Below are 25904 nucleotides of genomic sequence, written 5' to 3'. Positions count from 1 at the left end.
GATCCTATTTCTTGAGCAGCGGGCACTTCGACTCGGAGACCGGACGATAGGCGTCCTCGCCCTTCACCGTCTTGACGATGTCGAGATAGTCCCACGGTTCCTTGGATTCCGAAGGCTTCTTCACCTTCGCCAGATACATGTCGCGGATCACGCGGCCGTCCTCGCGCAGCTTGCCGCCATGCACGAAGGTGTCCTCGATCGGCAGCTCGCGCATCTTGGCCATCACCGCCTTCGGATCGTCGGTGCCGGCGGCCTGGATCGCCTTGAGATAATGCAGCACCGAGCCGTAGACGCCGGTCTGGATCATGGTCGGCATCACATTGGCGCGGGCGTAGAACTTCTTCGACCAGGCGCGCGTCTTCTCGTCCATGTTCCAGTACGACGCCGTCGTCATGTAGGTGCCTTGCGCGGCGTTGAGGCCGATCGCATGCACGTCGGTGTCGAACATCAAGAGCCCGACCAGCTTCTGGCCGCCCTGCACGAGGCCGAACTCGCCGGACTGCTTGATCGAATTGTCGGTGTCCTGGCCGGCATTGGCGAACGCCACCACGTCGGCCTTCGAGCTCTGCGCCTGCAGCGCAAAGGAGGAGAAGTCGGCGGTGTTGGTCGGATGCTTGACGCTGCCGAGCACCTTGCCGCCCATCTCGTTGATGAAGCGCGTAGCGTCCTTCTCGAGCTGCTGGCCGAAGGCGTAATCCGCGGTGACGAAGAACCAGGACTTACCGCCTTCCTTGATCACGGCCGAGGCCGTCACCTTGGACAGCGCGTAGGTGTCGTAGGCGAAATGCACCGTGTTGGGGCTGCACAGTTCGTCTGTCAGCGAGCTCGCGCCGGGACCGGACAAGAGCGCGATCTTGTTGCGCTCGCGCACCATGTTGTGCACGGCGATCGCGATGCCGGAATTCGGGATGTCGACGACCGCGTCGACCTTGCCGTTGTCGAACCAGCCGCGCACGACCTGCACGCCGACATCGGTCTTCATCTGGTGGTCGGCGGAGATGATCTCGATCGGCTTACCGAGCACGGTGGGGCCGAATTCCTCGACCGCCATCTTGGCCGCCTCGACCGAGCCCGGGCCCGAATTGTCGCGTCCCCAGCTCGACAGGTCGGTCAGCACACCGATGCGCACGACGTCGTCGGAAACCTGGGCGTGAGCGGCCGTGGTGATCACCGCGACAATGGCTGCCGCCAGAAACTGTCTCATCATTCCTCCCTTTGGATGTCCGCGCTCTTCGGCGGGTCCCCTCAGAATTAGGAATTGTCTAATCAGTTTGTCAATGGCGAATTTGGCATGTGAACAGTGTCACAAAGTTGGCACCCGTGCGGCGCGACGCTTCACATTTGGTGAGCGAACGCTTACATGGCGCGTCCGGGGACGGCACCGCGGCAACGATTCCGGCTCATTTGCCAGACCGCGCCGCAGTGCCAAGTCACTATGAAACAGGGGAATTTTCGCGGACGGCGACGCGTTTCGCCGCCCGGACTGGGCCGCCCGTCAGGGGAACGGCTCCTGCTGGGCGGGCATGAAGAGCGTCGGCGGGCAGCGATCATAGACGGATCATGTTGAGACAGCTCTTCGCGCCGCAGCTCGTCATTCTTTACGTGCTGGTGGCCTCTACGCTCTACGTCCACTTCCGCGGCAAGCAGCGGTTGCGCTTCGCCCGCCAGCTCGGCGATCACTCGACCTACCTCGCGCCCTACAATGTGCTGATGTATGCCGGCTCCGCCGTGCCCAACACGCCGGTGATTCCGGTCGAGCAGTTTCCCGAGCTCAAGAAGCTCTCCGACAATTGGGAGACGATCCGCGACGAGGCCACGCGCCTGTTCGACGAAGGCTTCATCCGCGCCGCGGCCAAGAACAACGACTGGGGCTTCTATTCCTTCTTCAAGAGCGGCTGGAAGCGCTTCTATCTGAAATGGTACGACGACTTCCTGCCGTCGGCGCGGACGCTGTGCCCGAAGACGGTGGAGCTGCTCAACTCGATTCCGAACGTGCATGGCGCGATGTTCGCGATGCTGCCGCCGGGCGGTAAGCTCGGGGCGCACCGCGATCCCTTCGCCGGCTCGCTGCGCTATCACCTCGGCCTCGTGACGCCGAACTCGAACCAGTGCCGCATCCTCGTCGACGGCGTCGAATGCGTCTGGCGCGACGGCGAGGCCTTCATGTTCGACGAAACGTTCATCCACAGCGCCGAGAACAAGACCGACGTCAACCGCATCATCCTGTTCTGCGACGTCGAGCGCCCGATGAAGTTCGGCTTCATGACGGCAATGAACCGCTGGGTCAGCCACAACATCGTCAAGGCGTCGGCGACCCAGAACGTCGACGGCGAGCATGTTGGCGCGCTGAACAAGGTGTTCGGCAAGCTCTACGAGATCCATCTCGCCAGCCGCAAGGTCAAGGAGTGGAATCGGAACGTGTATTACACGCTCAAATATTCCGCGACCGCGCTGATCCTCGGCCTGATCGTGATGTCGGCGCTGCACTGATTGCAGAGGCGTTGCCGCGTTGAAAGCAAAAGCCCCGGAGCATGCTCCGGGGCTTTCTGTCTGGGACGAGAGCTGTGAGGCGGAACAGCGTCAGTCGCGCTCGAAAACCTTGGCGCCGGGGTAGATTCGTCTGGCGTAGGCGACGACCCACTCGCGGTCCTGGGTCTCCAGGAACGGAGTTCGGATCTTGCACGACCCGACGATAAGGTGCCACAGGCCGTTCAGCTTCTGAATGTTGACGATCATCTGAGTGTTCCTCGAAACCCGCGTTCCAGTCGACACCTGCTACCCGTGACAGTCTTGCGATTGACGGCTCGGAGCAGTGATCCTGATCACGCTGGAGTAGCCGCGAGTGTAAAAATCTCTCGCCATCGCTCAACTGTACGGGCGTAAGCACGGGCCATCACAAGGAATCAGGCGGGCTATACCAAGGTATGTTGGTGTCGGTCCGCAGCTGCAGCCGCAGCGTCGGGGCCGTTCAACTTTGCGCGGCGGCGCGCCTTCGCACTCCGATCCGTTACATGGGCGTGATAACGTCCGATCTGGCGTTTCGCATTGAGGGGACCTTGCCATGTCGGAGTCATCAGGAGCTTTTGCGACCACTGCGCTGAGCGGCTACGAGCTGCTGGCCGATCCGCAGCTGAACAAGGGCACGGCGTTCTCCGAGGCCGAGCGCGAGGCGTTCGACCTGCACGGCTTGCTGCCGCCCAATATTTTGACGCTGGACGAGCAAGTCTCGCGCCGCCTCGAGGCGCTCCGCGGCTTTGAGACCGACATCGAGCGCTATGCCTTTCTGCGCGAGCTGCAGGACACCAACGAGACGCTGTTCTACGCGCTCCTGGTCGGCAACCTGGAAGAGCTGTTGCCGATCGTCTACACGCCGACCGTCGGCGAGGGCTGCCAAAAATTCAGTCGGCTGTTCCGCAAGCCTCGCGGGCTGTTCCTCAGCATCCCACATCAGCACCGGATCGACCGCATTTTCGCCCATCCGCGCTTCGATCACGTCGAGGCGATCGTGGTGACCGACGGCGAGCGCATCCTCGGCCTCGGCGACCAGGGCGCCGGCGGCATGGGCATCCCGATCGGCAAGCTCGCGCTCTATACCGGCTGCGGCGGCCTGCATCCGGCAACGACGCTGCCGATCATGCTCGACGTCGGCACCGACAATCCCGATTGCCTCGCCGATCCGCTCTATGTCGGCTGGCGCAACGAGCGCGTCCGCGGCCAGGCCTATGACGACCTCATCGAGGCGTTCGTCGCGGCGGTGGTGAAGCGCTGGCCGCGCGTCCTGCTGCAATGGGAGGACTTCGCCAAGAACAACGCGACGCGCATGCTCGAGCGCTATCGCGACCGGCTCCTGACCTTCAACGACGACATTCAGGGCACCGCGGCGGTGGCGACCGGCGCCTTGCTCTCCGCGATCAACGTCACCGGCGTGCCGCTCACCGAGCAGCGCGTCGCCGTGCTCGGCGCGGGCTCGGCCGGCTGCGGCATCGCCAGCCTGATCCGCGCCGCGATGGTCGATGCCGGCCTGTCCGAGAGCGAGGCGGCGAAGCGCTTCTTCATGGTCGACCGCGACGGGCTGCTGCTCGAGGGCATGAGCGGGCTCGCCCCGTTCCAGCTTCCGTTCGTGCAGAACAGGCAGGCGATCGCGGGCTGGCAGCTCAGCCATCCCGACAAGATCGCGCTGCTCGACGTCGTGCGCAACGCCCGGCCGACCGTGCTGATCGGCGTCTCCGGCCAGGCCGGCGCATTCTCCGAACCGATCGTCCGCGCGATGGCCGAGTGCAACAAGCGGCCGGTGATCTTCCCGCTGTCCAACCCGACCTCGCGCGAGGAGGCGACGCCGGTCGATATCGAGGCGTGGACCGAGGGGCGGGCGCTGATCGGCGTCGGCAGCCCCTTCCCGCCGATCATGCGCGACGGCGCGCGCTTCAAGGTCGACCAGACCAACAACTCCTACATCTTCCCGGGGGTCGGCGTCGGCGCGCTCGCGGTCGGTGCCAGCCGGGTCAGCGACGGCATGTTCATGGCCGCCGCCAAGGCGCTGGCCAGCGTCTCGCCGGCGCGCGACAACCCGAAGCACAATCTGCTGCCGCCGGTCAGCGCGTTGCGTGACGTCTCGCAGACCGTGGCGCTTGCGGTCGCGCTGCAGGCGCACAAGGAGGGATTGGCGAGAGACGTTCCGATCGACCAGGTCGAGGCGCGGATTCACGCCAAGGTCTGGACGCCGCGCTACGTGCCGTACCGCCGCAGCGATCGGGCTTAGAGCTCGGCGCGTCGGCGCGGCGCGATCCTCCGGGCCGCGCGCGGCCCCGCATCGATTTTATGACCATCATGATCGGGTCAGGATGGGCTCGACCTCGCTTACGCCTTCTCAACGGGCTTGACCGAAGTAAGAATTTTCTTCAATCTTGGTATGCCAAATGCCAGTGGCGGTCCTTCGGGGATTTGGACGTCGCGGTGTCCGCAGCCCGCGATCGCACAACATCGACACAACGAGGAAACGGGGAGGGAAGTCGAATGGCCAATCTTGGCATGTCGCGCAGGGAGTTGCTGATCGGGTCCATGCTCACGGCGGTCGCCGCGGCGGTGCCGCGACCGCTCCGGGCCCTCGACAATACGGGCGCGCTGGCGCGATCGAAGACTGGCATGGTGACGAGCCCGCACGAACTTGCCACGCAGGCAGGGCTCGAGGTGCTGCGCAAGGGCGGCAATGCGATCGAGGCGGTCATCGCCATCGGTGCCACGCTGTGCGTGACCTATCCGCATTTCAGCGGCCTCGGCGGCGACAGCTTCATGGTGATCAGTGACCGCAAGGGAAATGTCCGGACGCTGTCCGGCGCAGGTCAGGCTGCGCTCAACCTGCCGAACTACAGCGGCTCGGTCCCGATCAGGGGGCCGGGGTCGGCGCTGACCGCGGCCACGACCGTCGACGTCTGGGACCAGGCGTTCGATTTCAGCCGCAAATCCTGGGCCGGAAAGCAGAGCTGGGCGTCGCTGTTCGCGCGCCCGATCGAATACGCCAGCAAGGGCTTCCCGGTCACGCCGTCGCAGCGCTTCTGGCAGGACATGGAGGCGAAGAACCTGAAGGACTGGCCCGACATCCAGCGCATCTTCATGCCCGCCGGCCGGATGCCTGAAATCGGCGAGCCGCTGGTCCAGCCTGAACTCGCGAAATCGCTGGAGATGCTGGCGGCAAATGGCGGGCGTGATTTCTACGAAGGAAAGCTCGCCGCGCGCATTGCGGCCGGACTGAAGCAGATCGGCTCGCCGCTGACCGCCGACGATCTGGCACGCTGCCGCGCGCGCGACGAGACGCCGTTGCGCGTCGGCTATCGCGGCGGCGAGCTGCTCGGGCTGCGCCCGCCGACGCAGGGTCTCACGACACTCGAGATCATGGGTATCCTCGACCGCTTCGAGCTCGCGAAATATCCGGAAGGGAGCGCGGACTACTATCACCTGCTGGTCGAAGCGGTGAAGCAGGCCTTCATCGACCGCAGCCGCTACATCGGCGATCCGGAATTCGTCGACGTTCCGGTCAATCAGCTGCTCTCGGCGAGCTACCTCGACGCGCGCGCGAAGGCGATCAACCTCGAGAAGGCGATGCCGTGGCCGCACGTGTTCAAGAAGGGCGACACGGTTTATCTCGCCGCGACCGACCGGGACGGCAATTGCGTCAGCATGCTGCAAACCGTCTACTACGATTGGGGAAGCGGCATGGTGGCCGGCGACACCGGCATCATCTGGCACAACCGCGGTGCGTCGTTCAACCTCGACCCGGCGAGCCCCAACTGCCTCAAGCCGGGCAAGCGGCCGTTCCACACGCTCAATCCGGGAATCTACCTCAAGAGCGGACGGCCGCATCTGCTGTACGGCACGCAGGGAGCCGACGGGCAGCCGCAGACGCTCGCGGCGGTGCTGACCAGGCTGATCGACTACAACATGGATCCGCTTACCGCGCTGTCGCGACCGCGCTTCCTGCTCGGCAAGACGTTCTCCGATGCGCGCGACAGCCTGAAGCTGGAGAAGGATGCCGGTGAAGAGGTCTTCAAGGCGCTCGCCGGGCGAGGCCACGAAATCAGTCCGATACCGGCCCAGAGCCCGCTCGCGGGACATCCGGGTGCGATCCGGATCGACGCCGACGGAAGCATCACCGGGGCGCATGATCCGCGCAGCGACGGGCGGGCGCTCGGGCTGTCATGAGACGAAGCGCGGCAGATTGACGAAGCCGCCCGGCGGCTGCCGAATCCGGCAGCCATCTGCGAAGCATGGTCCCCCCGGTGGGCGAGCGGTGGCGGACGACGCCCTCGACGCGTTGCGATCTGTCGCTCGCCATGGCCGACTGAAGGCCGACTAAAGTTCAAGCCTCGACGGTCCGTTCCGGTGGAACTTTCCGGCGCGCCTTATCGTTTGTGCTCAAACAAACCACAGTCAATATCCGTCCGGGGGCCTGTGCGAGGGAGACACCTCCATGGCAAGATTTGGCCCAATGCTTGGTCTGACCCCCGGCCTCGACGCCAACCGGCTCACACCATCCGAGCATCAGCTGCAGATGCGCCGTGCGGTGATCGCCTCCACCGTCGGGACCGCGATCGAGTGGTATGACTTCTTTCTCTACAGCACCGTCACCGGCCTGGTTTTCGCAAAACTGTTCTTTCCGCATTCCGATCCCTGGGTCGGCACGCTCGAGGCCTTCGCCATCTATGCGGTCGGCTTCGTCGCGCGGCCGATCGGGGCTGCGATCTTCGGGCACTATGGCGACCGCATCGGCCGCAAGTCGACGCTGATCGCGACGCTGCTGTTGATGGGACTGGCGACCGCGGCGGTCGCATTGGTGCCGACCTATTCCAGCATCGGCATCTGGGGCGCGGTGATCCTGACCGTGTTGCGCTTCATCCAGGGCGTCGGCGTCGGCGGCGAATGGGGCGGCTCGGTGCTGATGTCGATGGAATGGGCGCGCAACGATCGCTCCCGCGGCCTGATCGCGTCATGGCCGCAATTCGGCGTGCCCTGCGGACTGTTCCTCGCCAATCTCGCGGTGCTGGCTTTCAGCCAGATGTCGGGCGACCAGTTCCTGTCGTGGGGCTGGCGCATTCCGTTCGCGCTCAGCATCGTCCTGGTCGGTGTCGGCCTCTACATCCGGCTCGGCATTCTGGAAACGCCTGTGTTCAGCAAGCTGCTGGCCGAGCGTCAGCTCGACCGCACGCCGATGCTGACGGTGATCCGCGACCATCCGAAGGAGATCCTGCTGTCCGCCTTCGCGCGGATGTCCGAGCAGGCGCCGTTCTACATCTTCACCGCCTTCGTGTTCTCCTACGGCGTCGGAACGCTGCACGTGTCGCGTGACTTCCTGCTGACCGCGGTGCTCGCGGCCTCGGTGCTGTCGTTCGTCTCGATCCCGCTGTGCGGGCACATCTCCGATCAGATCGGCCGCAAGAACATGTACATGATCGGCGCTGCCGTGACCGGCGTGTTCGGCTTCATCTATTTCGCGATGCTTAACACCGGATCGGAAACGATCATCTTCCTTGCGATCTTCCTGTCGCTGATTCCGCACGACATGCAGTACGGCCCGCAGGCGGCCCTGATCGCAGAGAGCTTTACTGGTCGCCTGCGCTACAGCGGCGCCTCGCTCGGCTATCAGCTTGCTTCCGTGATCGCCGGCGGTCCGGCACCGCTGATCGCGACCTGGCTGTTCGGCACGTTCCATTCGGCGACCGCGATCGCGGCCTATATCGCGGCTTGCGCAATCATCACGCTGGTCGCGACCGCGATGATGACCGACTACACGGGCAGGGACATCAATGCGCCCGAGGCGCATCAGCAGCGGGTTTGAGTAGCAAGGGAGCAATCGATGATGAAGTGGCGAAAAGAATCCGCGCTCGATCTCTATAACCTCATCGCAGCGATTTTCCTGCTCGCTGCGCCGTGGCTGTTCGTGCGGGCCAATCCGACGGCGGCGATCGATCTCAGGATTAGCGGCGCGGCGATCGCGATCATGTCGCTGGCGGCGATCGTCGCGTTCTCGATCTGGGAAGAATGGATCAACCTGGTCGTCGGCTGCTGGCTGATCGTCTCGCCCTGGCTGCTCGGCTTCACGCATACCCGCGCGATGCATTTTGCCATCGCCGCCGGCGCGGTGGTGGCGTTCATGGCGCTGCTCGAGCTGTGGCTCGAATACGAGAAGACGCATTTCGGCCCGGCGGCGCCGCAGGCCGCCGAAAGGCAGTAGGATCCGCCGCCGGCGAGACCGAGGGGTGTGGCTCCTTGCCTTTGAGCATGACCTCCTCGGAAAACCGCTTCGCGCTTTTCCGGATCATGCTCTAGCAGCCGCGGCAAATCCCCTTGATCTTGCGGTCGACGATCGCGTCCTCCTGATCGATGATCTGCTGCGATGTCGATGTCGTCGCCGGAATATCGGCGGCGCGCGGCTGGCGATGGCCGACCGGCGCCGACCACGGCCTGCTCGCGGTTTCGTTTGACGCGTAGGCGCGGGGCTGCTGGACCGCCGCCTGTGCGAAGCAAGCGGTCGCCATTGCCGCGGACATAATCGCAGCCAAGCCAAGTCGTACGCCGGGTCGTCGAAGATCGATCATGAAAACCTCCATACCGTCGTCGCCGCGTTTTGCGCGCGGCCTTGATGACATGGAGTGCCGCGGTCGCTCCGGTATTCCCCGCTCCATCCGATGCGATCGGGCGCTCGCGACGCGGTGATCGCGCGTGATGAAATAATTTCCGGGCGCGCGCGGTCCTGAACACAGGAGCCGAGCTAGGTCGGCTTCATCCACCGTACGGAGAAATCCCATGACCAAAGTGACCCTCGCGGCGCTTGCGCTGGTTGCCGCAGCCGCCTGTTCGGCGCAGGCGTCGGCCGCCGGCAACAACGCTGCGGTGCGGCGCGCCAATGCTTCGATGACGACAACGACGGTCAGCAGCAAGACCACCGATTGCGTGCGCGCGCCGAAGGTCGGATCGTTCGCGACCGCTCCCTTCACCGAGCCGCCCTGCATGCCCGGCACGATGCGCTGACCGCGCACAGCAAAAAGCCCCGGATCTGAGGTCCGGGGCTTTGGGCCTTGCCTCGTTCCCGAGGCGGTTATTCCGGCTTGCCGATCGTCACCGCGAGCTTGCCGACGCCGTCGACACCGCATTCGAGCTTGTCGCCCACCTGCAGCTGCGAGACGCCCGCGGGCGTGCCGGTCATGATGATGTCGCCGGCGGCGAGCTTCACCTGCTGCGAGAGCTGCCAGATGATTTCAGGCACGTTCCAGATCAGCTCGGTGAGGTCGCCCTTCTGGGCTTCCTTGCCGTTGACGGTGAGCCAGATCTTGCCCGCGGTCGGGTGGCCGATCTTCGCGGCCGGCTGGATCGCCGAGCAGGGCGCGGAATAGTCGAACGACTTGCCGATCTCCCAGGGCCGCTCCTTCTTGCGCGAGGCGATCTGCAGGTCGCGGCGGGTCAGGTCGATGCCGACGGCATAGCCGTAGACATGCTCGAGCGCCTTGTCGGCGGGAATGTTCAGCCCGCCGCTCTTCATCGCCACCACCAGCTCGACCTCGTGATGCAGGTCCTTGGTCAGCGGCGGATAGGGGATGATCGCGCCATCGGGCACCAGCATGTCGGCATGCTTGCCGAAGAAGAACGGCGGCGCGCGCTCGTCATTGCCCATCTCCCTGATATGCTCGAGATAGTTGCGGCCAACGCACCAGATGCGGCGGACCGGATAGGTGCCGGATTCGCCGACGACGGGAAGCGAGGGCTGCGGGGGAAGCGGAATGACGGTGGATGCGGCGTTCATGAACGGGTCCCGGAGGGTTGAAGGAGGGAGCGCGGGCGGTATTTACGCGCTTACGCCGCTCAGGGCTAGTGGCCGCGGCTGCATCCGGCGCAGAGGTGAGGCCAGCTTTCCGCCGAGCGCGGCCGCCTTTGGTCGACAAAGGCGGTGGTGCCCATGAGGAAATGGCTTTCGATCGGCCTGGCGCTGGTCGCCGTGGTCCTGATCGCCGCCGCCGTTCGCTTTTTCGCGGTCGTTCCGGAGCGGATCGATCGGGCGCAGAACAGGGTCCAGCGCGTGGCGCTGGATATCACGCCCGCCGCAACGGCCCTGCAGGCGACGCTCGACGTGGCGGACATGCATGCGGACAGCCTGCTGTGGAAGCGTGACCTGATCGCGCGATCCGATCGCGGCCATATCGACCTGCCGCGCCTGATCGAGGGACACTACGCGCTGCAGGTGTTCTCGTCGGTCACCAAGTCGCCCAAGGGCCAGAACTATGATGCCAACGGCGCCGATACCGACACCATCACGAACCTCGCCATCATCGATCTGCAGCCGCCGCGGACGTGGTTCTCGTTGCTGCAGCGCTCGCTGTGGCATGCCGAGAAATTGCACAGCTTCGCCGAACTGTCCGCGGGACGGCTGCGCCTGATCGCAACGCCGGCCGACCTCGACCGCCTGCTCGCCGACCGCAAGAGCGGCGCGACGGTGGTCGGCGGCATGCTGTCGATCGAGGGCCTGCAGAATATAGAGGGCAATATCGCCAATCTCGACGTGCTCTACGCCGCCGGATTCAGAATGGCCGGTCTCGCGCATTTCTTCGATAATGATGTCGCAGGCTCAATGCACGGCGTCGCAAAGGGCGGGCTGACGCCGCTCGGCCGGCAGGTGGTGCAGCGGATGGAGGCGATGGGCATGATCGTCGACCTCGCGCATGCGAGCCACGCGGCGGTCACCGAGGTGGTGGCGATGGCGACGCGCCCGGTGGTCTCGAGCCATGGCGGCGTTCAGGCGACCTGCAAGGTCAACCGCAACCTCACCGACGACGAAGTCCGGGGTGTCGCGCGGACCGGCGGCGTGGTCGGCATCGGTTTCTGGCAAGGCGCGGTCTGCTCGCTCGATCCGAACAATGTCGCGCGGGCGATCGCCCATGTCCGCGACCTGGTCGGGATCGACCATGTCGGCCTCGGCTCGGATTTCGACGGCTCGACCACGACGGGCTTCGATGCCAGCGAGATCGTCGCCGTGACCCAGGCGCTGATGTCGCGCGGGTTCTCGGAGGACGACATCCGCAAGGTCATGGGCGGCAATGTCCTGCGCGTGCTGCGCGCAGGCATTGCCCCGAGGGGATGACAGGCCCTAGCCGGTGGCGCTGATCGGCGCCAGCGCCAGCGGCGACGGGTCGTGGTGGTGCTGCAGGCGGAAGAACGAGGCGTAACGGCCGCCGCGGCGCAGCAGCTCCTCGTGCCGTCCGCGCTCGACGATCTCGCCGCCCTCGACCACCAGGATCGCATCGGCATGCATGATGGTGTGCAGGCGGTGCGCAATCACGATTGTGGTGCGGCCCTGGCAGAGATGCTCGATCGCTTCTTGCACCTGCTTCTCGGACTCCGAGTCGAGCGCGGCGGTGGCCTCGTCGAGCAGGATGATCGGCGCGTTCTTGATCAGCGCGCGGGCGACCGCGATGCGCTGGCGTTGCCCGCCGGACAGCTGGGTGCCGTGCTCGCCGACCGGCGTGTCGTAGCCGAGCGGGAAGCTCATGATGAAGTCGTGCGCGCAGGCGGCCTTGGCGGCGTCGACGATCTCTTGCTCGGTGGCGCCCTGCTTGCCGAAGGCGATGTTGGCACGGATGGTATCGCGGAACAGATAGACGTCCTGTCCGACATAGGCGGTCTGCTGCCGCAGCGACTTGCGCGACACTGACGAGATCGGCTGTCCGTCGATCAGGATGTCGCCCTCGCGCGTCTCGTAGAAGCGAAGCAGCAAGGCCAGCACGGTCGATTTGCCGCCGCCGGAGGGGCCGACCAGCGCAGTCACTTTGCCGGGCTCGGCCACGAAGCTCATGCGGTTCAGCACCGGCTCGCCCGGCCGATAGGCGAAGCTGACGTCGCGCAGTTCGATCCGCGCGTCGGAGAGTTTCAGGGCCGGCTTGCCGTCATCGGACTGTTCGCTCGCGGGGCTATCGACCACCTCGAGCAGCATCCGCGCGCCGACCAGCTGGCTGTTGAGGTCGATGTTGAGCCGCGCCAGCCGCTTGGCCGGCTCGGTCGCCATCAGGAAGGCGGTCAGGAACGTGAAGAACTGGCCCGGCGTGGAACCGAGCGCCACCACGCTGTAGCCGCCATACATCAGGCAGCCGGCGACCGCGAAGCCGCCGAGCATTTCCATCAGCGGATTGGAACGGTTGGCGACGCGCGCCATCTTGTTGGCATTGCTCTCGACGGTTGCGATGTGCTCGTCGATCCGCTGCTGCATGGCGCCTTCCAGCGTGAACGCCTTCACGGTGCGGATGCCCTGCAGCGATTCCTGCATCGTCTCCATGATGTCGGCGGTGCCGGTGAACTGGTTGTAGGCGAGCCCCTTGATCCGCTTCACCAGCCTGCGCAGCATCAGCATCGCCGGCGGCACCGCCACGAGCCCGATGAACGACATCAGCGGGTCCTGCCAGACCATGACGGCGACCATGCTGATCAGCATCAGGAAGTCGCGGCCGATCGCATTGACCAGCATGTTGAGTACGTCGGTGATCGACTTGGCGCCGGCGGTCAGCCGCGCCAGGAATTCCGACGAGTGCCGCAGCGAGAAGAAGCCGATGCTCTCGCTCATCAGCTTGGCGAATAGTTGCCGCTGGTTGCTGGCGAGGATGGCGTTGGAGATCTTGTTCAGGATCACCATGTGGCCGTAGGTCGCCACGCCCTTGATGAACAGCAGCACCACCGTGATCCCGGCGAACATGGCGATGCCGGGGATGTTCTTGTCGACATAGGCCTGGTTGATCACCTGGCCGAGCACGTAGGTGGCGCCGGCCGTCGAGCCGGCCGCAACGGCCATCAGGGCGAACGCCGTCAGATAGCGCCGCCAATAGGTAATCCCTTGTTCCATGACCAGGCGGCGAATCAGGATCGCCGCGCCATAGGGATCGTCGGTAATTTTCTTTGGAAACTGGGCCATCCGCGTTCCATTGACGGCGGGGCAGCGCCGGCCGTCAGGGTTGCGGGACCTCCTTGCCCGCTTGGCGGGGCTTTTTCAAGCACAATAACTGCTTGATAACGGTTTGTTTTTTAGGCCGATTCCGCTTGTCGTGCGGAGCCGGCGCGCTCCCGGAACAGCTTCTCCTCCCAGGCCAGTGCGTGGCTCGCGATGGTCTCGAGATCATCGTAGCGCGGCGTCCAGTCGAGCAGTGAGCGGATCCTTGTCGCGTCGGCCACCATGGTCATGATGTCGCCGGGCCGGCGCGCGGCGTAGGCGACCGCGAAATTGCGCATCGAGACCCGGCGCACCGCCTCGATGGTTTCGAGCACGGAATAGCCGCGGCCATAACCGCAATTCATCGTCACCGATTGCCCGCCGGCGCGCAGATAGGACAGCGCCGAGCGATGCGCCTCGACGAGGTCGCTGACATGGATGAAATCCCTGATGCAGCTGCCGTCCTGGGTCGGATAGTCGGTGCCGAACACGTCGATCTTGGCGCGCTGGCCGGTCGCGGCCTCGACCGCGATCTTGAGCAGATGGGTGGCGCCGATGGTGGCAAGGCCGGCGCGGCCCTTCGGGTCGGCGCCGGCGACGTTGAAGTAGCGCAGCGCGACGTAGCTCATGCCGTGAGCGGACGCGACGTCGTGCAGCATGATCTCGGTCATCAGCTTCGACGAGCCGTAGGGCGACAGCGGACGGGTCGGTGCGATCTCCGGCACCGGCACCTGGTCCGGATTGCCGTAGACGGCCGCGGTCGAGGAGAAGATGAAGCGGCCGACGCCGCCCTTCACCGCCGCGTTGAGCAGGCTGCGGGTCGTCATGGTGTTGTTGCGGTAGTAGCCGAGCGGATCGCGCATCGAGTCCGGCACCACGACGGAGCCCGCGAAATGGATGATGCTGTCGATGCCGTGCTGGGCGATCACGCCCTCGACGAGATTTTCGTCGCCGGCATCGCCGATGAACAGCGGCACGCCTTCGGGCAGGAACGCGGAGAAGCCGGTGGAAAGGTTGTCGACCACGACGACGCTCTCGCCGGCATCGACCAGCGCATGAACCATGTGACTTCCGATATAGCCGGCGCCGCCGGTCACGAGCACGGTCATGGATAGAGCTCTCCCGATGTTCTTTAACCGGTGATGCTAGCGGGAGTGCGGTGAAGAGGGGGTTTCGCCGCGGCCGAACTGGCCACTATGCTTAATGTTGCGTATAGGAACTGGCACGAAACGGAGACTTGAGTGCCGATCGAGAACACACCTGCCGGCGAGCTCGAGCTCATCGTGCCCAATCTGCACCGACGCTATTCGGGTGTTACCGCGACCAACCGCATGGTCGCGCCGAAGCTCGCCAAAATGTTTCGCGCAGCCTGGCTCGGCCCGCATCGGCCCGACGGCATCGACGCGATCGGATTTGCCGATCTCCTGCACCTGTGGCGGCGCGCATCGCCGCTGATCTGGCATGCGCGGCGCAACGACGAGATGATCGTCGGGCTCGCGCTGCGCGCGCTCGGTTGGCCGCTGAAACTGATCTTCACCTCGGCCGCGCAGCGCCATCACACCTGGCTGACGCGCTGGCTGATCCGCAACATGGATGCGATCATCGCCACCAGTCCGCTGTCGGCCTCCTATCTGAAGCGTGACGCGACAGTGGTGATGCACGGCGTCGACACCGATCGTTATGCGCCGCCGGCCGATCGCGCGGCAGCCTTCGCCGAGAGCGGACTGCCGGGACGCTATGCGATCGGCTGCTTCGGGCGGGTGCGCGCGCAGAAGGGCAGCGACGTCTTCGTCGAGGCGATGTGCAGGCTGCTGCCGCGCTATCCCGATTTCACCGCCGTCATCGTCGGCGCCGTGGTGCCGGAGCAACTGGCCTTTGCCAACGAGTTGAAGCGCAAGATCGCGGCCGCCGGCCTGCAATCGCGCATCATCATCACGGGCGAACTGCCGATCGAGGATGTCGTGCGCTGGTACCAGCGGCTGACGATCTACGCCTTCACCTCGCGCAATGAAGGTTTCGGCCTGACCCTGATCGAGGCGATGTCGGCGGGCGCGGCGCTGGTGGCCACGCGCGCCGGCGCGGCCGAGTTCGTCGTCGAGGACGGCGTCACCGGCGTGCTGACGCCGCCTGGCGATGCCGACGCGCTGGTGGCCGCGCTGGAGCCCTTGATGCGCGATCCGGCAGCGGCCGCGGCGATGGGGGCGCGGTCGCGGCAACGAGTTGTGGATAAGTTTAGCCTCGATGCCGAGGCGAATGCGATCGCCAAGGTCTACCGCGCGCTGACCTGAGCCAGCACGCGCTGCGCAATCTCCACGACCTCTTCGGGGGCGATGTCGCGCATGCAGCGATGATCGTTCATGGTGCAGACCGTGCGCTGGCACGGCTGGCACGACAGCTTGCTCCTGGTCTGCCGCACCGTCGCGGCGAGGCCGTTGAGGGGCGCCCAGAGATAAGGATCGGTCGGGCCGAAGATGCCCATGGTCGGCGTGCCGATTGCGGCGGCGATGTGCATCAGCCCGGAGTCGTTGGTCACAGCGACGCTGGCCGCGGCCATCGCAACGATGCCGTTGCGCAGATCGGTGCCGGTGAGGTCGCGGACCCGCGCGCCGCCGGCTGCCGTGATCTCCTGCGCCAGCGCCTTCTCGCCGGGGCCGCCGACCACCCAGACGTCGAAGCCGCGTTCGGCGAACAGGCGCGCGGCCTCCGGATAATAGGTCCAGCGTTTCGAGGCGCCGACCGAGCCGGGGCCGAGCGCGATGGCGGGACCGCGGCCGAGGCCGTTAGCCTGCCGCCAGCGTTCGATTTCGTCCGCGGGAACCCGAAGCTGCGGCACCGGCCACTCCGGCGGGCGGGCGGCGCCGTCGGGCAGCGCCAGGATCGCGTTCTTGTCGATGAAGCGCGGCTGCTGCTTTTCTCCCCATCGCATCGCGTTGATCAGGCCGAACCGCACCTCGCCAAAGAAGCCCACCCGCTCCGGGATGCCCGCCAGCGCCGGTGCGAGAGCGGCCTTCCAGGTCCGCGGCAGCACCAGCGCGGTGGCGTAGTTCCGTCGGCGGAGCTCGGCCCCGAGCGCCTGCTGCTGGGCCAGCGCCAGCCGGCTGCGCGGCAGGTCGGACACGATCCCGGCGCGAACATCGGGCATATAATCGACCAAAGGGGCGCAAAGCCTGGATGTCAGAATGTCGATCGGCCGGTTCGGCCAGCGCTTGCGGAGCACCCTGACCACGGTGTGGCCGCGCACGAAATCGCCGATCCAAACATAGGGCACCACGAGGATAGGTCTGGTATCCCCGGTATCCTGTGTTTCGATATCAGATATTGAATCAATATTCATTTCTAAATAGGCCAGGGCCGATCGGGCGCGGCCAAGTCGGTAACCGGTTCGCGATGAGAGGTAAAGCCGTCGTTGCTTGCGACGCGGGAGTGGGGCAAAGCTGACGGCTGCAAAGGAATCTGGCGGGATTTCATCATGTTTCTGGTAACCGGGGGCGCCGGTTTTATCGGATCGAACGTCGTGGCCGCGTTGAACGACGCCGGCCACAGCGACGTCGCGGTCTGCGATCTGCTTGGGCAGGACGGCAAGTGGCGGAACCTGGCCAAGCGCCAGCTTGCCGATGTCGTTCCGCCGGCCGAGCTTGGCGACTGGCTGAAGGGGCGGCGGCTTACCGCCGTGATCCATCTCGGCGCCATTTCCGAGACCACGGCGACCGATGGCGACCTGGTGATCGAGACCAATTTCCGTCTCTCGATGCGGCTGCTCGACTGGTGCACGGCGAATGCCACGCCGTTCATCTATGCCTCCTCGGCCGCGACCTATGGCGACGGCGAACAGGGGTTTGACGACGACGCGTCGGTCGAGGCGCTGAAGCGGCTGCGGCCGATGAACCTGTACGGCTGGAGCAAAAACCTGTTCGACCTTGCGGTCGCAGAGCGCGCGGCGAAGGGCGAGCCTCTGCCGCCGCAATGGGCCGGGCTGAAATTCTTCAACGTGTTCGGCCCCAATGAATATCACAAGGGCCCGATGATGAGCGTGCTGGCGCGCCGCTTCGACGACATCAAGGCGGGCCGCGTCGTGCAGCTGTTCAAGTCGCATCGCGAGGGTATCGCCGATGGCGATCAGCGCCGCGACTTCATCTATGTCGACGACGTCGTGCGGGTGATGATGTGGCTGATCGCGACACCGCGGGTCTCCGGGTTGTTCAATGTCGGTACCGGCAACGCGCGCAGCTTCAAGGACCTGATCGTCTCGGCCTATGGCGCGCTCGGGCTGGCGCCGAACATCCAGTATGTCGACATGCCCGAGCAGATTCGCGGCAGCTACCAGTACTTCACCCAGAGCGCTGTCGATCGTCTCGGACGCGCAGGATACAATGGCGGTTTCACCCGCCTGGAAGACGCAGTCGGGGCCTATGTGAAGGGCTTTCTCGATCGCGCGGATCGCTATCGCTAGAGCGGATGACAGTGACTGATGTTCGATTTTGAAGCGATCTCGCGTGCAATGTCCGGCCAGACCGTGCTGTGCGTCGGCGACCTCATGCTCGACGAGTTCGTCTATGGCGAGGTGTCGCGAATCTCGCCGGAGGCGCCGGCGCCGGTGATCGCGGTCAGGCGCAGCGAGACCAATATCGGCGGCGCCGGTAACGTCGCGCGAAACATCGCCGCGCTTGGCGGGCGCTGCATCTTCGTCGGCCTGATCGGCGAGGACACCGCCGGCGCGATGCTGGCCGAGGCGCTGGCGAAGGAGCCCGCTATCGAGACCGTGCTGGTGCGCGACGCCGCCCGTCCGACCACGCGCAAGGTGCGCTTTGTCTCCGAGCAATTCTCGACCCACATGCTGCGCTCCGACTGGGAACTCGCCGCGCCGGCCGCGCCGGCCATCGAGCAGCAGCTGATCGATGCGATCCTGCCGCGTCTTGCGCGGGCCGACATCGTGCTGCTGTCGGACTACGCCAAGGGCGTGCTCACCGCGCGCGTAATCCGCAACGTGATCGACGCGGCGCGCCAAGCGCAAAAGCGCGTCATCGTCGACCCCAAGAGCGCCAATCTCGCGATCTATCGCGGCGCGACCGTGCTGACGCCGAACCGCAAGGAATTCGCCGAGGCGACCCGCAGCCGCGCCGACAGCCAGGACAGCATCGCGCAGGCCGCGCCCGATGCGATGTACCTCGCGGATTGCGAGGCGATGCTGGTGACGCAGGGCGAGCGCGGCATGACGCTGGTGACGCGGGGCGGTGAGTCGATCCATGTGCCGGCGCTGCCGGTCAAGGTGCGCGACGTCTCCGGCGCCGGCGATACCGTTGCCGCGGCGCTGGCGCTGGCGCTGGCGGGCGGCGCCGACTGGGAAGGCGCGCTGCGGATCGCGAGCGCGGCGGCCGCGGTTGCGGTCGGCAAGACCGGTACCGCGATCGTCAAGTCCGCCGAATTGCGCCGAAGGATTCTGCCGCACGCTTCGCTGGCGGCCGAGGAGAAGATCGTCGCGGCCGGCGGCGACATCGATGCATGCCTCGAGGAGTGGCGCAGGCAGGATCTGCGCATCGGCTTCACCAATGGCTGCTTCGACATCCTGCACCCCGGCCACGTCAAGGTGCTGACCGCGGCACGCGGCGCCTGTGACCGCCTGGTCGTCGGGCTGAACAGCGACGCCTCGGTGAAGCGGCTGAAGGGCGAGGGGCGTCCGGTGCAGAACGAGCGCGCCCGCGCCGAGGTGCTGGCGGCGCTGGAAGCCGTCGACCTCGTCGCGATCTTCGAGGAGGACACGCCGATCAATCTGATCACGCAGGTGCGGCCGAGCGTGCTGGTCAAGGGCGGCGACTATACCCGCGAGCAGGTGGTTGGCCACGAGATCGTCGAAGCCGCCGGCGGCGAGGTGATGCTGGTCGAGATCCTGCCCGGCCATAGCACGACGTCGCTGGTTGCGCGGGCCCGTGAGGGCAAGGCGTGAGCGCAAGCATGGCATCCCCGGCAGGCGCCGCGGCGTGTCCGGCCTGGCGCGATCCGGCGCGCTGGCAGACCACGACCGATGTGGTCGCAGTCCTGATCGCGCTGTCGCTGCCGTGGTCGACCTCGCTGGTCGGCATCTTCGGCGTGGTGCTGCTGATCGCGATTGCGCCGACGGTCGATCTGAAGGCGTTCTGGGCGCTGCTGAAGCGGCCGATCTGCCTGGCACCGATCGCGTTGTTTTGCCTCGCGCTTGTCGGCACGCTCTGGTCGGACGCGGCCTGGGGGGCGCGACTCTACGCGGTTGGGCCGACCGCAAAGCTCCTCGTGCTGCCGGTCCTGCTCTATCATTTTCAGCGCTCGACCCGCGGGACCTGGGTGTTCGTCGCCTTCCTGGTCTCCTGCACGCTGTTGATGCTGATGTCCTGGCTGGTGCTTGCCTATCCGCACCTCGCGCTGCGGGCGCCTGCTCCGGGCGAGCAGGGAGTCTTCGTCAAGAACTACATCGACCAGAGCCAGGAATTCACCTTGTGCGCGGTCGCGCTGGCCTATTCTATTGTTATGCTATTGAGGGAAAGGCGTTTCGCACTGGCCACGCTGCTGATTGTAATCGTGCTAAGCTTCTTCGCCAATTTGGCGTTCGTAGTAGTATCGCGGACCGCACTAGCGACTGTTCCGATCATGTTCGCGGTTTTTGCGTTGGTTCATCTACGCGGACGCAGCATAGTTGCAATCCTGTGTGCTGTCGCGGTGCTAGCCACAATGGCTTGGTATTCTTCTCCGCAACTACGACGAACAGCTGAAAGGTTCGGCAGCGAATACGAACTGTACAAGCAGCAGAATGCTCCGACCTCGATCGGGCTACGCCTCGAGTTCTGGCGCAAATCGCTCGGCTTCTTCGCCGAAGCTCCGGTGATCGGTCACGGCACCGGAGCAACGCGGGGCCTGTTCGAGCGAGTGGCGACCGGCGGCGTGACCCAGGCTTCCGGCGAAGTGATTGGAAACCCCCACAATCAAACGTTGAACGTCGCCGTGCAATGGGGCATTCTGGGCGTGGCGATGCTGTACGCGATGTGGCTGTTGCATCTCTTGCTGTTCCGCGGCGACGACCTTGTCAGCTGGATCGGGCTTCTCGTCGTGGTACAGAATATTTCCAGTTCGTTGTTTAATTCACACATCTTCGACTTTCATGAGGGCTGGATGTATGTGCTCGGCGTCGGAGTTGCGGGCGGCATGGCTTTGAAGGGGCAATTGGGGGCCAATATGGAACCCAAACCTCCTGCTCGTCCGTGATCTCTGGCAAGGGCTCTGCAGATACGCTATCAGCCTGCCAATGTCTCATCGCGAACTTCCAGTTGCCGGCAACCCGTCCCTTAGATGACGCGCCTTTCACAATTCACCCTGCGCAATTTCCTGATTTTGCTGCATGACGCGCTCGCGACGACGTTCGCGTTGCTGGCGAGCTTCTATCTGCGTTTCGAGGGCAGCCTCCTTACCGATCGACTCCCGCATCTGCTGCTCATCCTGCCCTGGTTCGTGCTGTTCAGCGTTTTCGTCAGCTATTTCTCCAATCTCACCACGGCGAAATGGCGCTTCACCTCGCTGCCCGATGCGCTGAATATCCTGCGGGTCGCAGCCGTGCTGACGCTGGCGCTGGTCGTGCTGGACTACGTCTACTTCTTCACCGGAACGAATTTGCAGAGCCCGGTGTTCCTCGGCAGGGTCACGATCATCCTGTTCTTCTTCCTCGAGGTGTTCGCGCTGAGTGCGTTGCGCCTCGGCTACCGCTATTTCCGCTATTCGCGCACGCGGCTGCATGCTCGATCCGACAATGCCGCGCCGGCGCTGCTGGTTGGGCGTACGGCGGATGCAGAAGTCGTGCTGCGTGGCATCGAGAACGGTGCCATCAAGCGCCTCTGGCCGGTTGGCGTACTCTCGCCGTCGGATGCGGACCGCGGCCAGATGATCCGCAACGTTCCCGTAGTCGGCGGCGTTGACGACATTGAGGCCGTGATTCGGGATTTCGAGAGCCGTCAGCGGCCGATCAAGCGCGTCATCATGACACCCTCGGCCTTCGAGCCAGACGCGCATCCCGAGAGCGTGCTGATGCGGGCCAAGCGGCTCGGCCTAATCGTCAGTCGGCTGCCGTCGCTGGAGGGCGGCGACGCGCCGCGGCTCACCAAGGTCGCGGTCGAGGACCTGCTGCTGCGTCCGAGCCAGAAGATCGACTACGCGCGGCTCGAGACGCTGGTGAGGGGCAAGTCCGTCATCGTGACCGGCGGCGGCGGCTCAATCGGCGCGGAAATCTGCGATCGGATCGCGACCTTCGGCGCGGCACGTCTGCTAGTTGTGGAGAACTCGGAGCCGGCGCTCTATGCTGTCACCGAGGCGCTATCCGCGCGCGACACCGGCCCTGAGATCGAAGGCCGGATCGCCGATATCAGGGATCGCGAGCGCATCATGCGGCTGATGGGCGAGTTCAAGCCCGATATTGTGTTCCATGCCGCGGCGCTCAAGCATGTGCCGATCCTGGAGCGCGACTGGAGCGAAGGGGTCAAGACCAACATCTTCGGGTCGGTGAACGTGGCCGACGCCGCCCATGCCGCGGGCGCAAGCGCGATGGTCATGATCTCGACCGACAAGGCGATCGAGCCAGTGTCGATGCTGGGTCTGACCAAGCGGTTCGCCGAAATGTATTGCCAGGCGCTGGACCATGACCTGATGACCGAGGCAAAGGGCAGGCCGCACATGCGGCTGATCTCGGTGCGGTTCGGCAATGTGCTTGCGTCCAACGGATCGGTGGTGCCGAAATTCAAGGCGCAGATCGAGGCCGGCGGACCGATCACGGTGACCCATCCGGACATGGTTCGCTACTTCATGACGATCCGCGAAGCCTGCGATCTCGTGATCACCGCAGCGACGCACGCCGTGACGCCGGCGCGGCCCGACGTCTCGGTCTATGTGCTGAACATGGGGCAACCGGTCAAGATCGTCGATCTCGCCGAGCGGATGATCCGTCTGTCGGGCCTGCAACCCGGCGTCGACGTCGAGATCGTGTTCAGCGGCATCCGTCCCGGCGAGCGGCTGAACGAGATCCTGTTCGCAAGCCAGGAGCCGACGCTCGAGATCGGTGTTGCCGGCGTCATGGCGGCCAAGCCGAACCAGCCTCCGATGTCGACGCTGCGCAAGTGGCTCGCGGCGCTGGAGGATGCGATCGAGAGAGATGACCGTGTGACCATCCGCGCCGTCCTTCAGGACGCCGTGCCCGAGTTCGGATCGAATGCCGCCTGACCGCGCCGTTCTGCGGACGCCGAGACAGGACCGTTTCGAAAGCCATTGATGCGTAGTTCTCGAAAAGTCGTGGTCGTCAGCCAGCACTATCCGCCGGACCACAGCACGACCGCCGCGATCATGTCCGCGATCGCCGAACGGATCGCGCAGGAGTCGGAGGTGATGGTGGTCTCCGGGATGCCAGGCTCGGCGCGGGCGCCGGCGCCCGGGCGGCCCGCCGTCGTCGAGATCAGGAACTGGCTGCCGGGAAAGGCGGCGCTGATCAAGCGCGCGCTGGCCGAGGCGCTGTTCACCGGCCGGATCTTCTTTGCGCTGTTGTCGCGCCTGAAGCGGGGCGACGTTGCGCTGACGGTGACCGCTCCCTTCGCGCTGCCCTATGCGGTTGCCGCCGCGGCAAGGTTGAAGGGGGCCAAGTCGGCGCTGATCCTGCACGACCTGTTTCCCGACGTGCTCGTGATGGCCGGGCTGCTGCGGCCGTCCTCGCTGGTCGCGCGGGCGATGCGCGCGATCAACGCGCTGATGTTCCGGGCCCTGAACGCTGTCATCGTGATCGGCCGCGACGCCGAGAAGCTGCTGCTGCGCTATGGCGGAATGACACAGGACAAGATCAGGTTCATCCCGAACTGGGCCACGCTCGCGCCCGGCAACCGTCCCGTGAGCCCCGACAATCCGTTTCGCAAGGCCATCGACGCCCGCTTCGTCGTCGGGCTGTCCGGCAATCTCGGCTTCACCCACGATCCGGACATCGTCTTCCAGGCCGCGCGGCTGCTGCGTGACGAAGGCGAGATCCATTTCCTTCTCTCGGGATGGGGCATCGGCTTCGCGCGGCTCAAGGAGCTGCAGGCCACCGCGCGGCTTGCCAACGTCACGCTGGTCGACCGCGTCGCGGACAGCGAGCTCGATGCGCTGCTCTCCAGCGCGGACGTCTGGCTCATTCCCTATCGCAAGGACGTCGCCGGTGTGTCGGTGCCGAGCCGGTTCTACAATCTGCTCGCAGCCGGCCGCTCCGTCATTCTCGTCTCCGAGCCCGAGGCCGAGGCCGCGCTCACCGTCAGCGAAAACCGGCTGGGCTGGGTCGTCACGCCGGGAAGGCCCGATCAACTCGCCGATGCCATCCGCCAGGCGTCGCGATCGCAGGACGCCGCGATGGCCGAGCGCGCGGTCGCGACCGCGCGGAACTTCAGTCCCGAGCGGGCGCTCGCGAGCTACGCTGCGCTGGTCCGGGAGCTGCTATCCAATCGCGATGTGGAGCGGACGGTATGAATGATGGTCGCCGGACGGTTCTGGTGACGGGCGCCAGCGGCTTTGTCGGCCGCCACGTGGTGCCGGTATTGGCGCGCAACGGCTGGGTGGTGCGACGCGCGGTGCGAACGGCGCCGCAGGATGCGAACGACGTGACGATCGGCTCGCTCAGCCCGGTCACCGATTGGAGCGCCGCGCTCGATGGCGTGGACGCGGTGGTTCATCTTGCGGCCCGCGTTCACCAGCAGTCCGACGAACAGGCGATCGAGCTCTACCGCAACGTCAATATCGAGGGCACGCTGCATCTGGCGCGTTCCGCGGCCGCCGCCGGCGTGCGCGATTTCATTTTCGTCAGCACGATCCTGGTGCATGGGCGCAGCAATTACGGGCGTCCTCCGTTTCGCGAGGACGATGTCCTGACGCCGCGCGGCCTCTACGGAAACTCGAAGGCGGCCGCCGAGGTTGGCTTGAAGGAAATTGTGCCGGGCAGCGGCATGAGGGTGACCGTCATCAGACCGCCGCTGATCTACGGCGCCGGCGCGAAGGGAAATTTCGCGTTGCTCAAGCGTGCCGTGATCAATCGCATGCCGCTACCGCTCGCGTATGTGAAGAATCGCCGCGCGTTCGTGTCGGCGGAAAACCTCGCGTCGTTCATCTTGCACCGGTTGTCGTACCCGGGAGATGATTTCGACGTGTTCCTGGTGGCTGACCGCGAGCAGGTCTCGACGCGGGAATTCGTCGAGCGGCTGGCCCGGGCGGCGGACACCTCGCCGCGTCTGTTCTGGCTGCCGGCGCCGCTGTTGAAGATGGCGCTCGGCATCAGCGGCCGCAAGGAAGCCTATGACAGCCTGTTCGCCTCGCTCGAGCTTGATCTTTCCAAGATCGCGGGCACCGGATGGCAGCAGCCGATCAGCCTTGACGAGGGGCTGCGGCGCGCGCTGCGTCGGACGGACAGCTGAGGCGATCAGAGCGGTCGCGAGAACCGCCGCAACTGCCAGGCGACGGCGAGCGCGCCCGTCAGCAGCAGCGCGATGTCTGCGGTGCGCGAATTGAGGGCGACCGATGCGAATGCGAGCAGCGCCAGCACCGCGTTCAGCGCAAACACCTCGCCGACGACGCGCCACACCGTGAATCCGTTGTCGGTCGCGCGCTGGTAGAAGTGCGAGCGATGCGCGGCCCAGAAAGGCTCGCGCCGCGCCATGCGGCGAAACAGCGTGACCGTTGCGTCCGTCAAATAGTACAGCGGCAGCAGCAGCGTGGCGGCGAATTGCCGGTGCAGGGCGAGCTCGAGCAGGCACCAGCCGAGCAGCAGGCCGATCGGCAGGCTGCCGACATCGCCGAGGAATATCCTTGCGACCGGTCGGTTGAACGGCGCGAAGCCGAGCAGCGCGCCGCACAGCGCCGCCGCGACCAGCGCGGGAGCTGCGGGGAGATAGCCGAAGCTGCCGAGCAGCGCGATCGCCACGGTGATCGGCACCGCCTCGGCCGCGGTCATCAGGTCGAGCCCGTCCATGAAGTTGACGAGGTTCACGAACCAGAGGCCGGCGATCAGCAGCAGGCCGCGTTCGAGCCAGAGCGGGCCGGCCGGAACCAGCCTGAGACCGTCAGGCGCGGAAAACACCACGGCCGCAACGGCGGCGGCCTGCAGCAGCAGCCGCGGGACGACGGGCAGCGAGCGGATGTCGTCGGCAAAACCCACCACCGCGATGAACAGGCATGCCGCGAAGACGATGAAGGGAATCGTCAGGTCCTGCGATCCGGCCAGGACGATGACGATCCCACCCGCCAGCAGCGTCGCCGCCGTGACCGCGATGCCGGCACCCTGCGGCGTCGGAATACGGTGCGACGAGCGTGCATTCGGCTTCGCCAGCGCCACACGCAGCAGCAGCGGCCGCGTCGCCCGAATCAGGACAGCCGAGATCGACGCAGCCAGAACCGCCGCGATCAATGACAGGAGGATTTCGAAAGCGCTCATTCT

Annotated in this window: 22 protein-coding genes; 14 read left to right on the top strand and 8 right to left on the bottom strand. The window is 65.5% G+C overall.

Going from position 1 to position 25904, the window contains the following annotated elements:
• Positions 1–4: 4 nt before the first annotated feature.
• Positions 5–1207 carry an ABC transporter substrate-binding protein gene (locus ACVW1B_RS21080; protein ID WP_456822133.1) on the bottom strand — a complete coding sequence of 401 codons (1203 nt, stop codon included), beginning with the start codon at positions 1205–1207 and terminating at the stop codon, positions 5–7.
• A gap of 353 nt (positions 1208–1560) precedes the next feature.
• Here ACVW1B_RS21080 and ACVW1B_RS21075 point away from each other — a divergent pair, with 353 nt between their 5' ends.
• Entirely contained in the window at positions 1561–2490 is a 930-nt protein-coding gene (locus ACVW1B_RS21075) for an aspartyl/asparaginyl beta-hydroxylase domain-containing protein (protein ID WP_456822132.1), read from the top strand.
• Positions 2491–2580: 90 nt separating this feature from the next.
• On the opposite strand, the gene ACVW1B_RS21070 is transcribed toward ACVW1B_RS21075, so the two are convergent.
• A complete protein-coding gene (locus ACVW1B_RS21070; RefSeq protein ID WP_016843659.1) occupies positions 2581–2736 on the bottom strand; it encodes a hypothetical protein in 156 nt (51 codons plus the stop codon).
• A gap of 325 nt (positions 2737–3061) precedes the next feature.
• Between ACVW1B_RS21070 and ACVW1B_RS21065 the strand changes: the two genes are divergently transcribed.
• The 4 genes from ACVW1B_RS21065 (at position 3062) to ACVW1B_RS21050 (ending at position 8725) form a co-directional block, all read left to right on the top strand.
• Positions 3062–4759 carry an NAD-dependent malic enzyme gene (locus tag ACVW1B_RS21065; protein WP_456822131.1) on the top strand — a complete coding sequence of 566 codons (1698 nt, stop codon included), beginning with the start codon at positions 3062–3064 and terminating at the stop codon, positions 4757–4759.
• Between the two features lie 254 nt (positions 4760–5013).
• Complete coding sequence (ggt, locus tag ACVW1B_RS21060) at positions 5014–6696, top strand: gamma-glutamyltransferase (protein ID WP_456822130.1); 1683 nt, start codon at positions 5014–5016, stop codon at positions 6694–6696.
• 268 nt (positions 6697–6964) lie between these two features.
• Positions 6965–8329, top strand: a complete 1365-nt coding sequence (locus ACVW1B_RS21055; protein WP_229191982.1) for an MFS transporter — start codon at positions 6965–6967, stop codon at positions 8327–8329.
• 21 nt (positions 8330–8350) lie between these two features.
• A complete protein-coding gene (locus tag ACVW1B_RS21050) occupies positions 8351–8725 on the top strand; it encodes an SPW repeat protein (RefSeq protein WP_229191981.1) in 375 nt (124 codons plus the stop codon).
• A gap of 91 nt (positions 8726–8816) precedes the next feature.
• On the opposite strand, the gene ACVW1B_RS21045 is transcribed toward ACVW1B_RS21050, so the two are convergent.
• Entirely contained in the window at positions 8817–9089 is a 273-nt protein-coding gene (locus ACVW1B_RS21045) for a hypothetical protein (RefSeq protein WP_246786545.1), read from the bottom strand.
• Positions 9090–9297: 208 nt separating this feature from the next.
• Between ACVW1B_RS21045 and ACVW1B_RS21040 the strand changes: the two genes are divergently transcribed.
• Positions 9298–9522 carry a hypothetical protein gene (locus tag ACVW1B_RS21040; protein WP_141342916.1) on the top strand — a complete coding sequence of 75 codons (225 nt, stop codon included), beginning with the start codon at positions 9298–9300 and terminating at the stop codon, positions 9520–9522.
• A 67-nt stretch (positions 9523–9589) separates the two neighbouring features.
• Here ACVW1B_RS21040 and ACVW1B_RS21035 read toward each other — a convergent pair whose 3' ends face one another.
• The gene (locus ACVW1B_RS21035; RefSeq protein ID WP_076825777.1) at positions 9590–10291 is read right to left on the bottom strand and encodes a fumarylacetoacetate hydrolase family protein; all 702 of its coding nucleotides are present in this window, start codon (positions 10289–10291) and stop codon (positions 9590–9592) included.
• Between the two features lie 153 nt (positions 10292–10444).
• Here ACVW1B_RS21035 and ACVW1B_RS21030 point away from each other — a divergent pair, with 153 nt between their 5' ends.
• Entirely contained in the window at positions 10445–11623 is a 1179-nt protein-coding gene (locus ACVW1B_RS21030) for a dipeptidase (protein ID WP_456822129.1), read from the top strand.
• Between the two features lie 6 nt (positions 11624–11629).
• On the opposite strand, the gene ACVW1B_RS21025 is transcribed toward ACVW1B_RS21030, so the two are convergent.
• The gene (locus ACVW1B_RS21025) at positions 11630–13441 is read right to left on the bottom strand and encodes an ABC transporter ATP-binding protein (protein ID WP_456822128.1); all 1812 of its coding nucleotides are present in this window, start codon (positions 13439–13441) and stop codon (positions 11630–11632) included.
• Positions 13442–13551: 110 nt separating this feature from the next.
• The gene (gene galE / locus ACVW1B_RS21020; protein WP_456822127.1) at positions 13552–14565 is read right to left on the bottom strand and encodes a UDP-glucose 4-epimerase GalE; all 1014 of its coding nucleotides are present in this window, start codon (positions 14563–14565) and stop codon (positions 13552–13554) included.
• A gap of 138 nt (positions 14566–14703) precedes the next feature.
• Here galE and ACVW1B_RS21015 point away from each other — a divergent pair, with 138 nt between their 5' ends.
• Positions 14704–15744: a glycosyltransferase family 4 protein gene (locus ACVW1B_RS21015; RefSeq protein WP_456823052.1), complete on the top strand. Its 1041-nt coding sequence runs from the start codon at positions 14704–14706 to the stop codon at positions 15742–15744.
• Here the strand turns inward: ACVW1B_RS21015 and waaF are convergent.
• Entirely contained in the window at positions 15726–16790 is a 1065-nt protein-coding gene (waaF, locus tag ACVW1B_RS21010; protein WP_456822126.1) for a lipopolysaccharide heptosyltransferase II, read from the bottom strand. The genes ACVW1B_RS21015 and waaF overlap by 19 nt on opposite strands.
• 135 nt (positions 16791–16925) lie before the next feature.
• Between waaF and rfaD the strand changes: the two genes are divergently transcribed.
• The 6 genes from rfaD to ACVW1B_RS20980 all read left to right on the top strand — a co-directional run bounded on the left by rfaD (position 16926) and on the right by ACVW1B_RS20980 (position 24885).
• Entirely contained in the window at positions 16926–17906 is a 981-nt protein-coding gene (rfaD, locus tag ACVW1B_RS21005; protein WP_456822125.1) for an ADP-glyceromanno-heptose 6-epimerase, read from the top strand.
• Positions 17907–17924: 18 nt separating this feature from the next.
• Positions 17925–19397 carry a D-glycero-beta-D-manno-heptose-7-phosphate kinase gene (gene rfaE1, locus ACVW1B_RS21000; RefSeq protein WP_456822124.1) on the top strand — a complete coding sequence of 491 codons (1473 nt, stop codon included), beginning with the start codon at positions 17925–17927 and terminating at the stop codon, positions 19395–19397.
• A gap of 8 nt (positions 19398–19405) precedes the next feature.
• Positions 19406–20686, top strand: a complete 1281-nt coding sequence (locus ACVW1B_RS20995; protein ID WP_456822123.1) for an O-antigen ligase family protein — start codon at positions 19406–19408, stop codon at positions 20684–20686.
• 84 nt (positions 20687–20770) lie between these two features.
• The gene (locus ACVW1B_RS20990; RefSeq protein ID WP_456822122.1) at positions 20771–22684 is read left to right on the top strand and encodes an SDR family NAD(P)-dependent oxidoreductase; all 1914 of its coding nucleotides are present in this window, start codon (positions 20771–20773) and stop codon (positions 22682–22684) included.
• A 48-nt stretch (positions 22685–22732) separates the two neighbouring features.
• Complete coding sequence (locus ACVW1B_RS20985) at positions 22733–23947, top strand: glycosyltransferase family 4 protein (RefSeq protein ID WP_456822121.1); 1215 nt, start codon at positions 22733–22735, stop codon at positions 23945–23947.
• The gene (locus ACVW1B_RS20980; protein ID WP_456822120.1) at positions 23944–24885 is read left to right on the top strand and encodes an NAD-dependent epimerase/dehydratase family protein; all 942 of its coding nucleotides are present in this window, start codon (positions 23944–23946) and stop codon (positions 24883–24885) included. The genes ACVW1B_RS20985 and ACVW1B_RS20980 overlap by 4 nt, the downstream gene beginning before the upstream one ends.
• Before the next feature lie 5 nt (positions 24886–24890).
• On the opposite strand, the gene ACVW1B_RS20975 is transcribed toward ACVW1B_RS20980, so the two are convergent.
• Positions 24891–25901 carry an MraY family glycosyltransferase gene (locus tag ACVW1B_RS20975; RefSeq protein WP_456822119.1) on the bottom strand — a complete coding sequence of 337 codons (1011 nt, stop codon included), beginning with the start codon at positions 25899–25901 and terminating at the stop codon, positions 24891–24893.
• Between the last annotated feature and the right edge of the window lie 3 nt (positions 25902–25904).

The organism is Bradyrhizobium sp. USDA 4502, from assembly GCF_054063355.1.
This window is presented reverse-complemented; position numbering and strand designations above follow the sequence as displayed.

Coding starts and splice junctions, on each gene's coding strand:
- ggt (WP_456822130.1), top strand. CDS start 5,014: ATGGCCAATCTTGGCATGTCGCGCAGGGAGTTGCTGATCGGGTCCATG.
- ACVW1B_RS21075 (WP_456822132.1), top strand. CDS start 1,561: ATGTTGAGACAGCTCTTCGCGCCGCAGCTCGTCATTCTTTACGTGCTG.
- ACVW1B_RS20995 (WP_456822123.1), top strand. CDS start 19,406: ATGGCATCCCCGGCAGGCGCCGCGGCGTGTCCGGCCTGGCGCGATCCG.
- ACVW1B_RS21045 (WP_246786545.1), bottom strand. CDS start 9,089: ATGATCGATCTTCGACGACCCGGCGTACGACTTGGCTTGGCTGCGATT.
- ACVW1B_RS21040 (WP_141342916.1), top strand. CDS start 9,298: ATGACCAAAGTGACCCTCGCGGCGCTTGCGCTGGTTGCCGCAGCCGCC.
- rfaE1 (WP_456822124.1), top strand. CDS start 17,925: ATGTTCGATTTTGAAGCGATCTCGCGTGCAATGTCCGGCCAGACCGTG.
- waaF (WP_456822126.1), bottom strand. CDS start 16,790: ATGAATATTGATTCAATATCTGATATCGAAACACAGGATACCGGGGAT.
- ACVW1B_RS20980 (WP_456822120.1), top strand. CDS start 23,944: ATGAATGATGGTCGCCGGACGGTTCTGGTGACGGGCGCCAGCGGCTTT.
- ACVW1B_RS20990 (WP_456822122.1), top strand. CDS start 20,771: ATGACGCGCCTTTCACAATTCACCCTGCGCAATTTCCTGATTTTGCTG.
- ACVW1B_RS20985 (WP_456822121.1), top strand. CDS start 22,733: ATGCGTAGTTCTCGAAAAGTCGTGGTCGTCAGCCAGCACTATCCGCCG.
- galE (WP_456822127.1), bottom strand. CDS start 14,565: ATGACCGTGCTCGTGACCGGCGGCGCCGGCTATATCGGAAGTCACATG.
- ACVW1B_RS21035 (WP_076825777.1), bottom strand. CDS start 10,291: ATGAACGCCGCATCCACCGTCATTCCGCTTCCCCCGCAGCCCTCGCTT.
- ACVW1B_RS21070 (WP_016843659.1), bottom strand. CDS start 2,736: ATGATCGTCAACATTCAGAAGCTGAACGGCCTGTGGCACCTTATCGTC.
- ACVW1B_RS21050 (WP_229191981.1), top strand. CDS start 8,351: ATGAAGTGGCGAAAAGAATCCGCGCTCGATCTCTATAACCTCATCGCA.
- ACVW1B_RS21025 (WP_456822128.1), bottom strand. CDS start 13,441: ATGGCCCAGTTTCCAAAGAAAATTACCGACGATCCCTATGGCGCGGCG.
- rfaD (WP_456822125.1), top strand. CDS start 16,926: ATGTTTCTGGTAACCGGGGGCGCCGGTTTTATCGGATCGAACGTCGTG.
- ACVW1B_RS20975 (WP_456822119.1), bottom strand. CDS start 25,901: ATGAGCGCTTTCGAAATCCTCCTGTCATTGATCGCGGCGGTTCTGGCT.
- ACVW1B_RS21065 (WP_456822131.1), top strand. CDS start 3,062: ATGTCGGAGTCATCAGGAGCTTTTGCGACCACTGCGCTGAGCGGCTAC.
- ACVW1B_RS21080 (WP_456822133.1), bottom strand. CDS start 1,207: ATGATGAGACAGTTTCTGGCGGCAGCCATTGTCGCGGTGATCACCACG.
- ACVW1B_RS21030 (WP_456822129.1), top strand. CDS start 10,445: ATGAGGAAATGGCTTTCGATCGGCCTGGCGCTGGTCGCCGTGGTCCTG.
- ACVW1B_RS21055 (WP_229191982.1), top strand. CDS start 6,965: ATGGCAAGATTTGGCCCAATGCTTGGTCTGACCCCCGGCCTCGACGCC.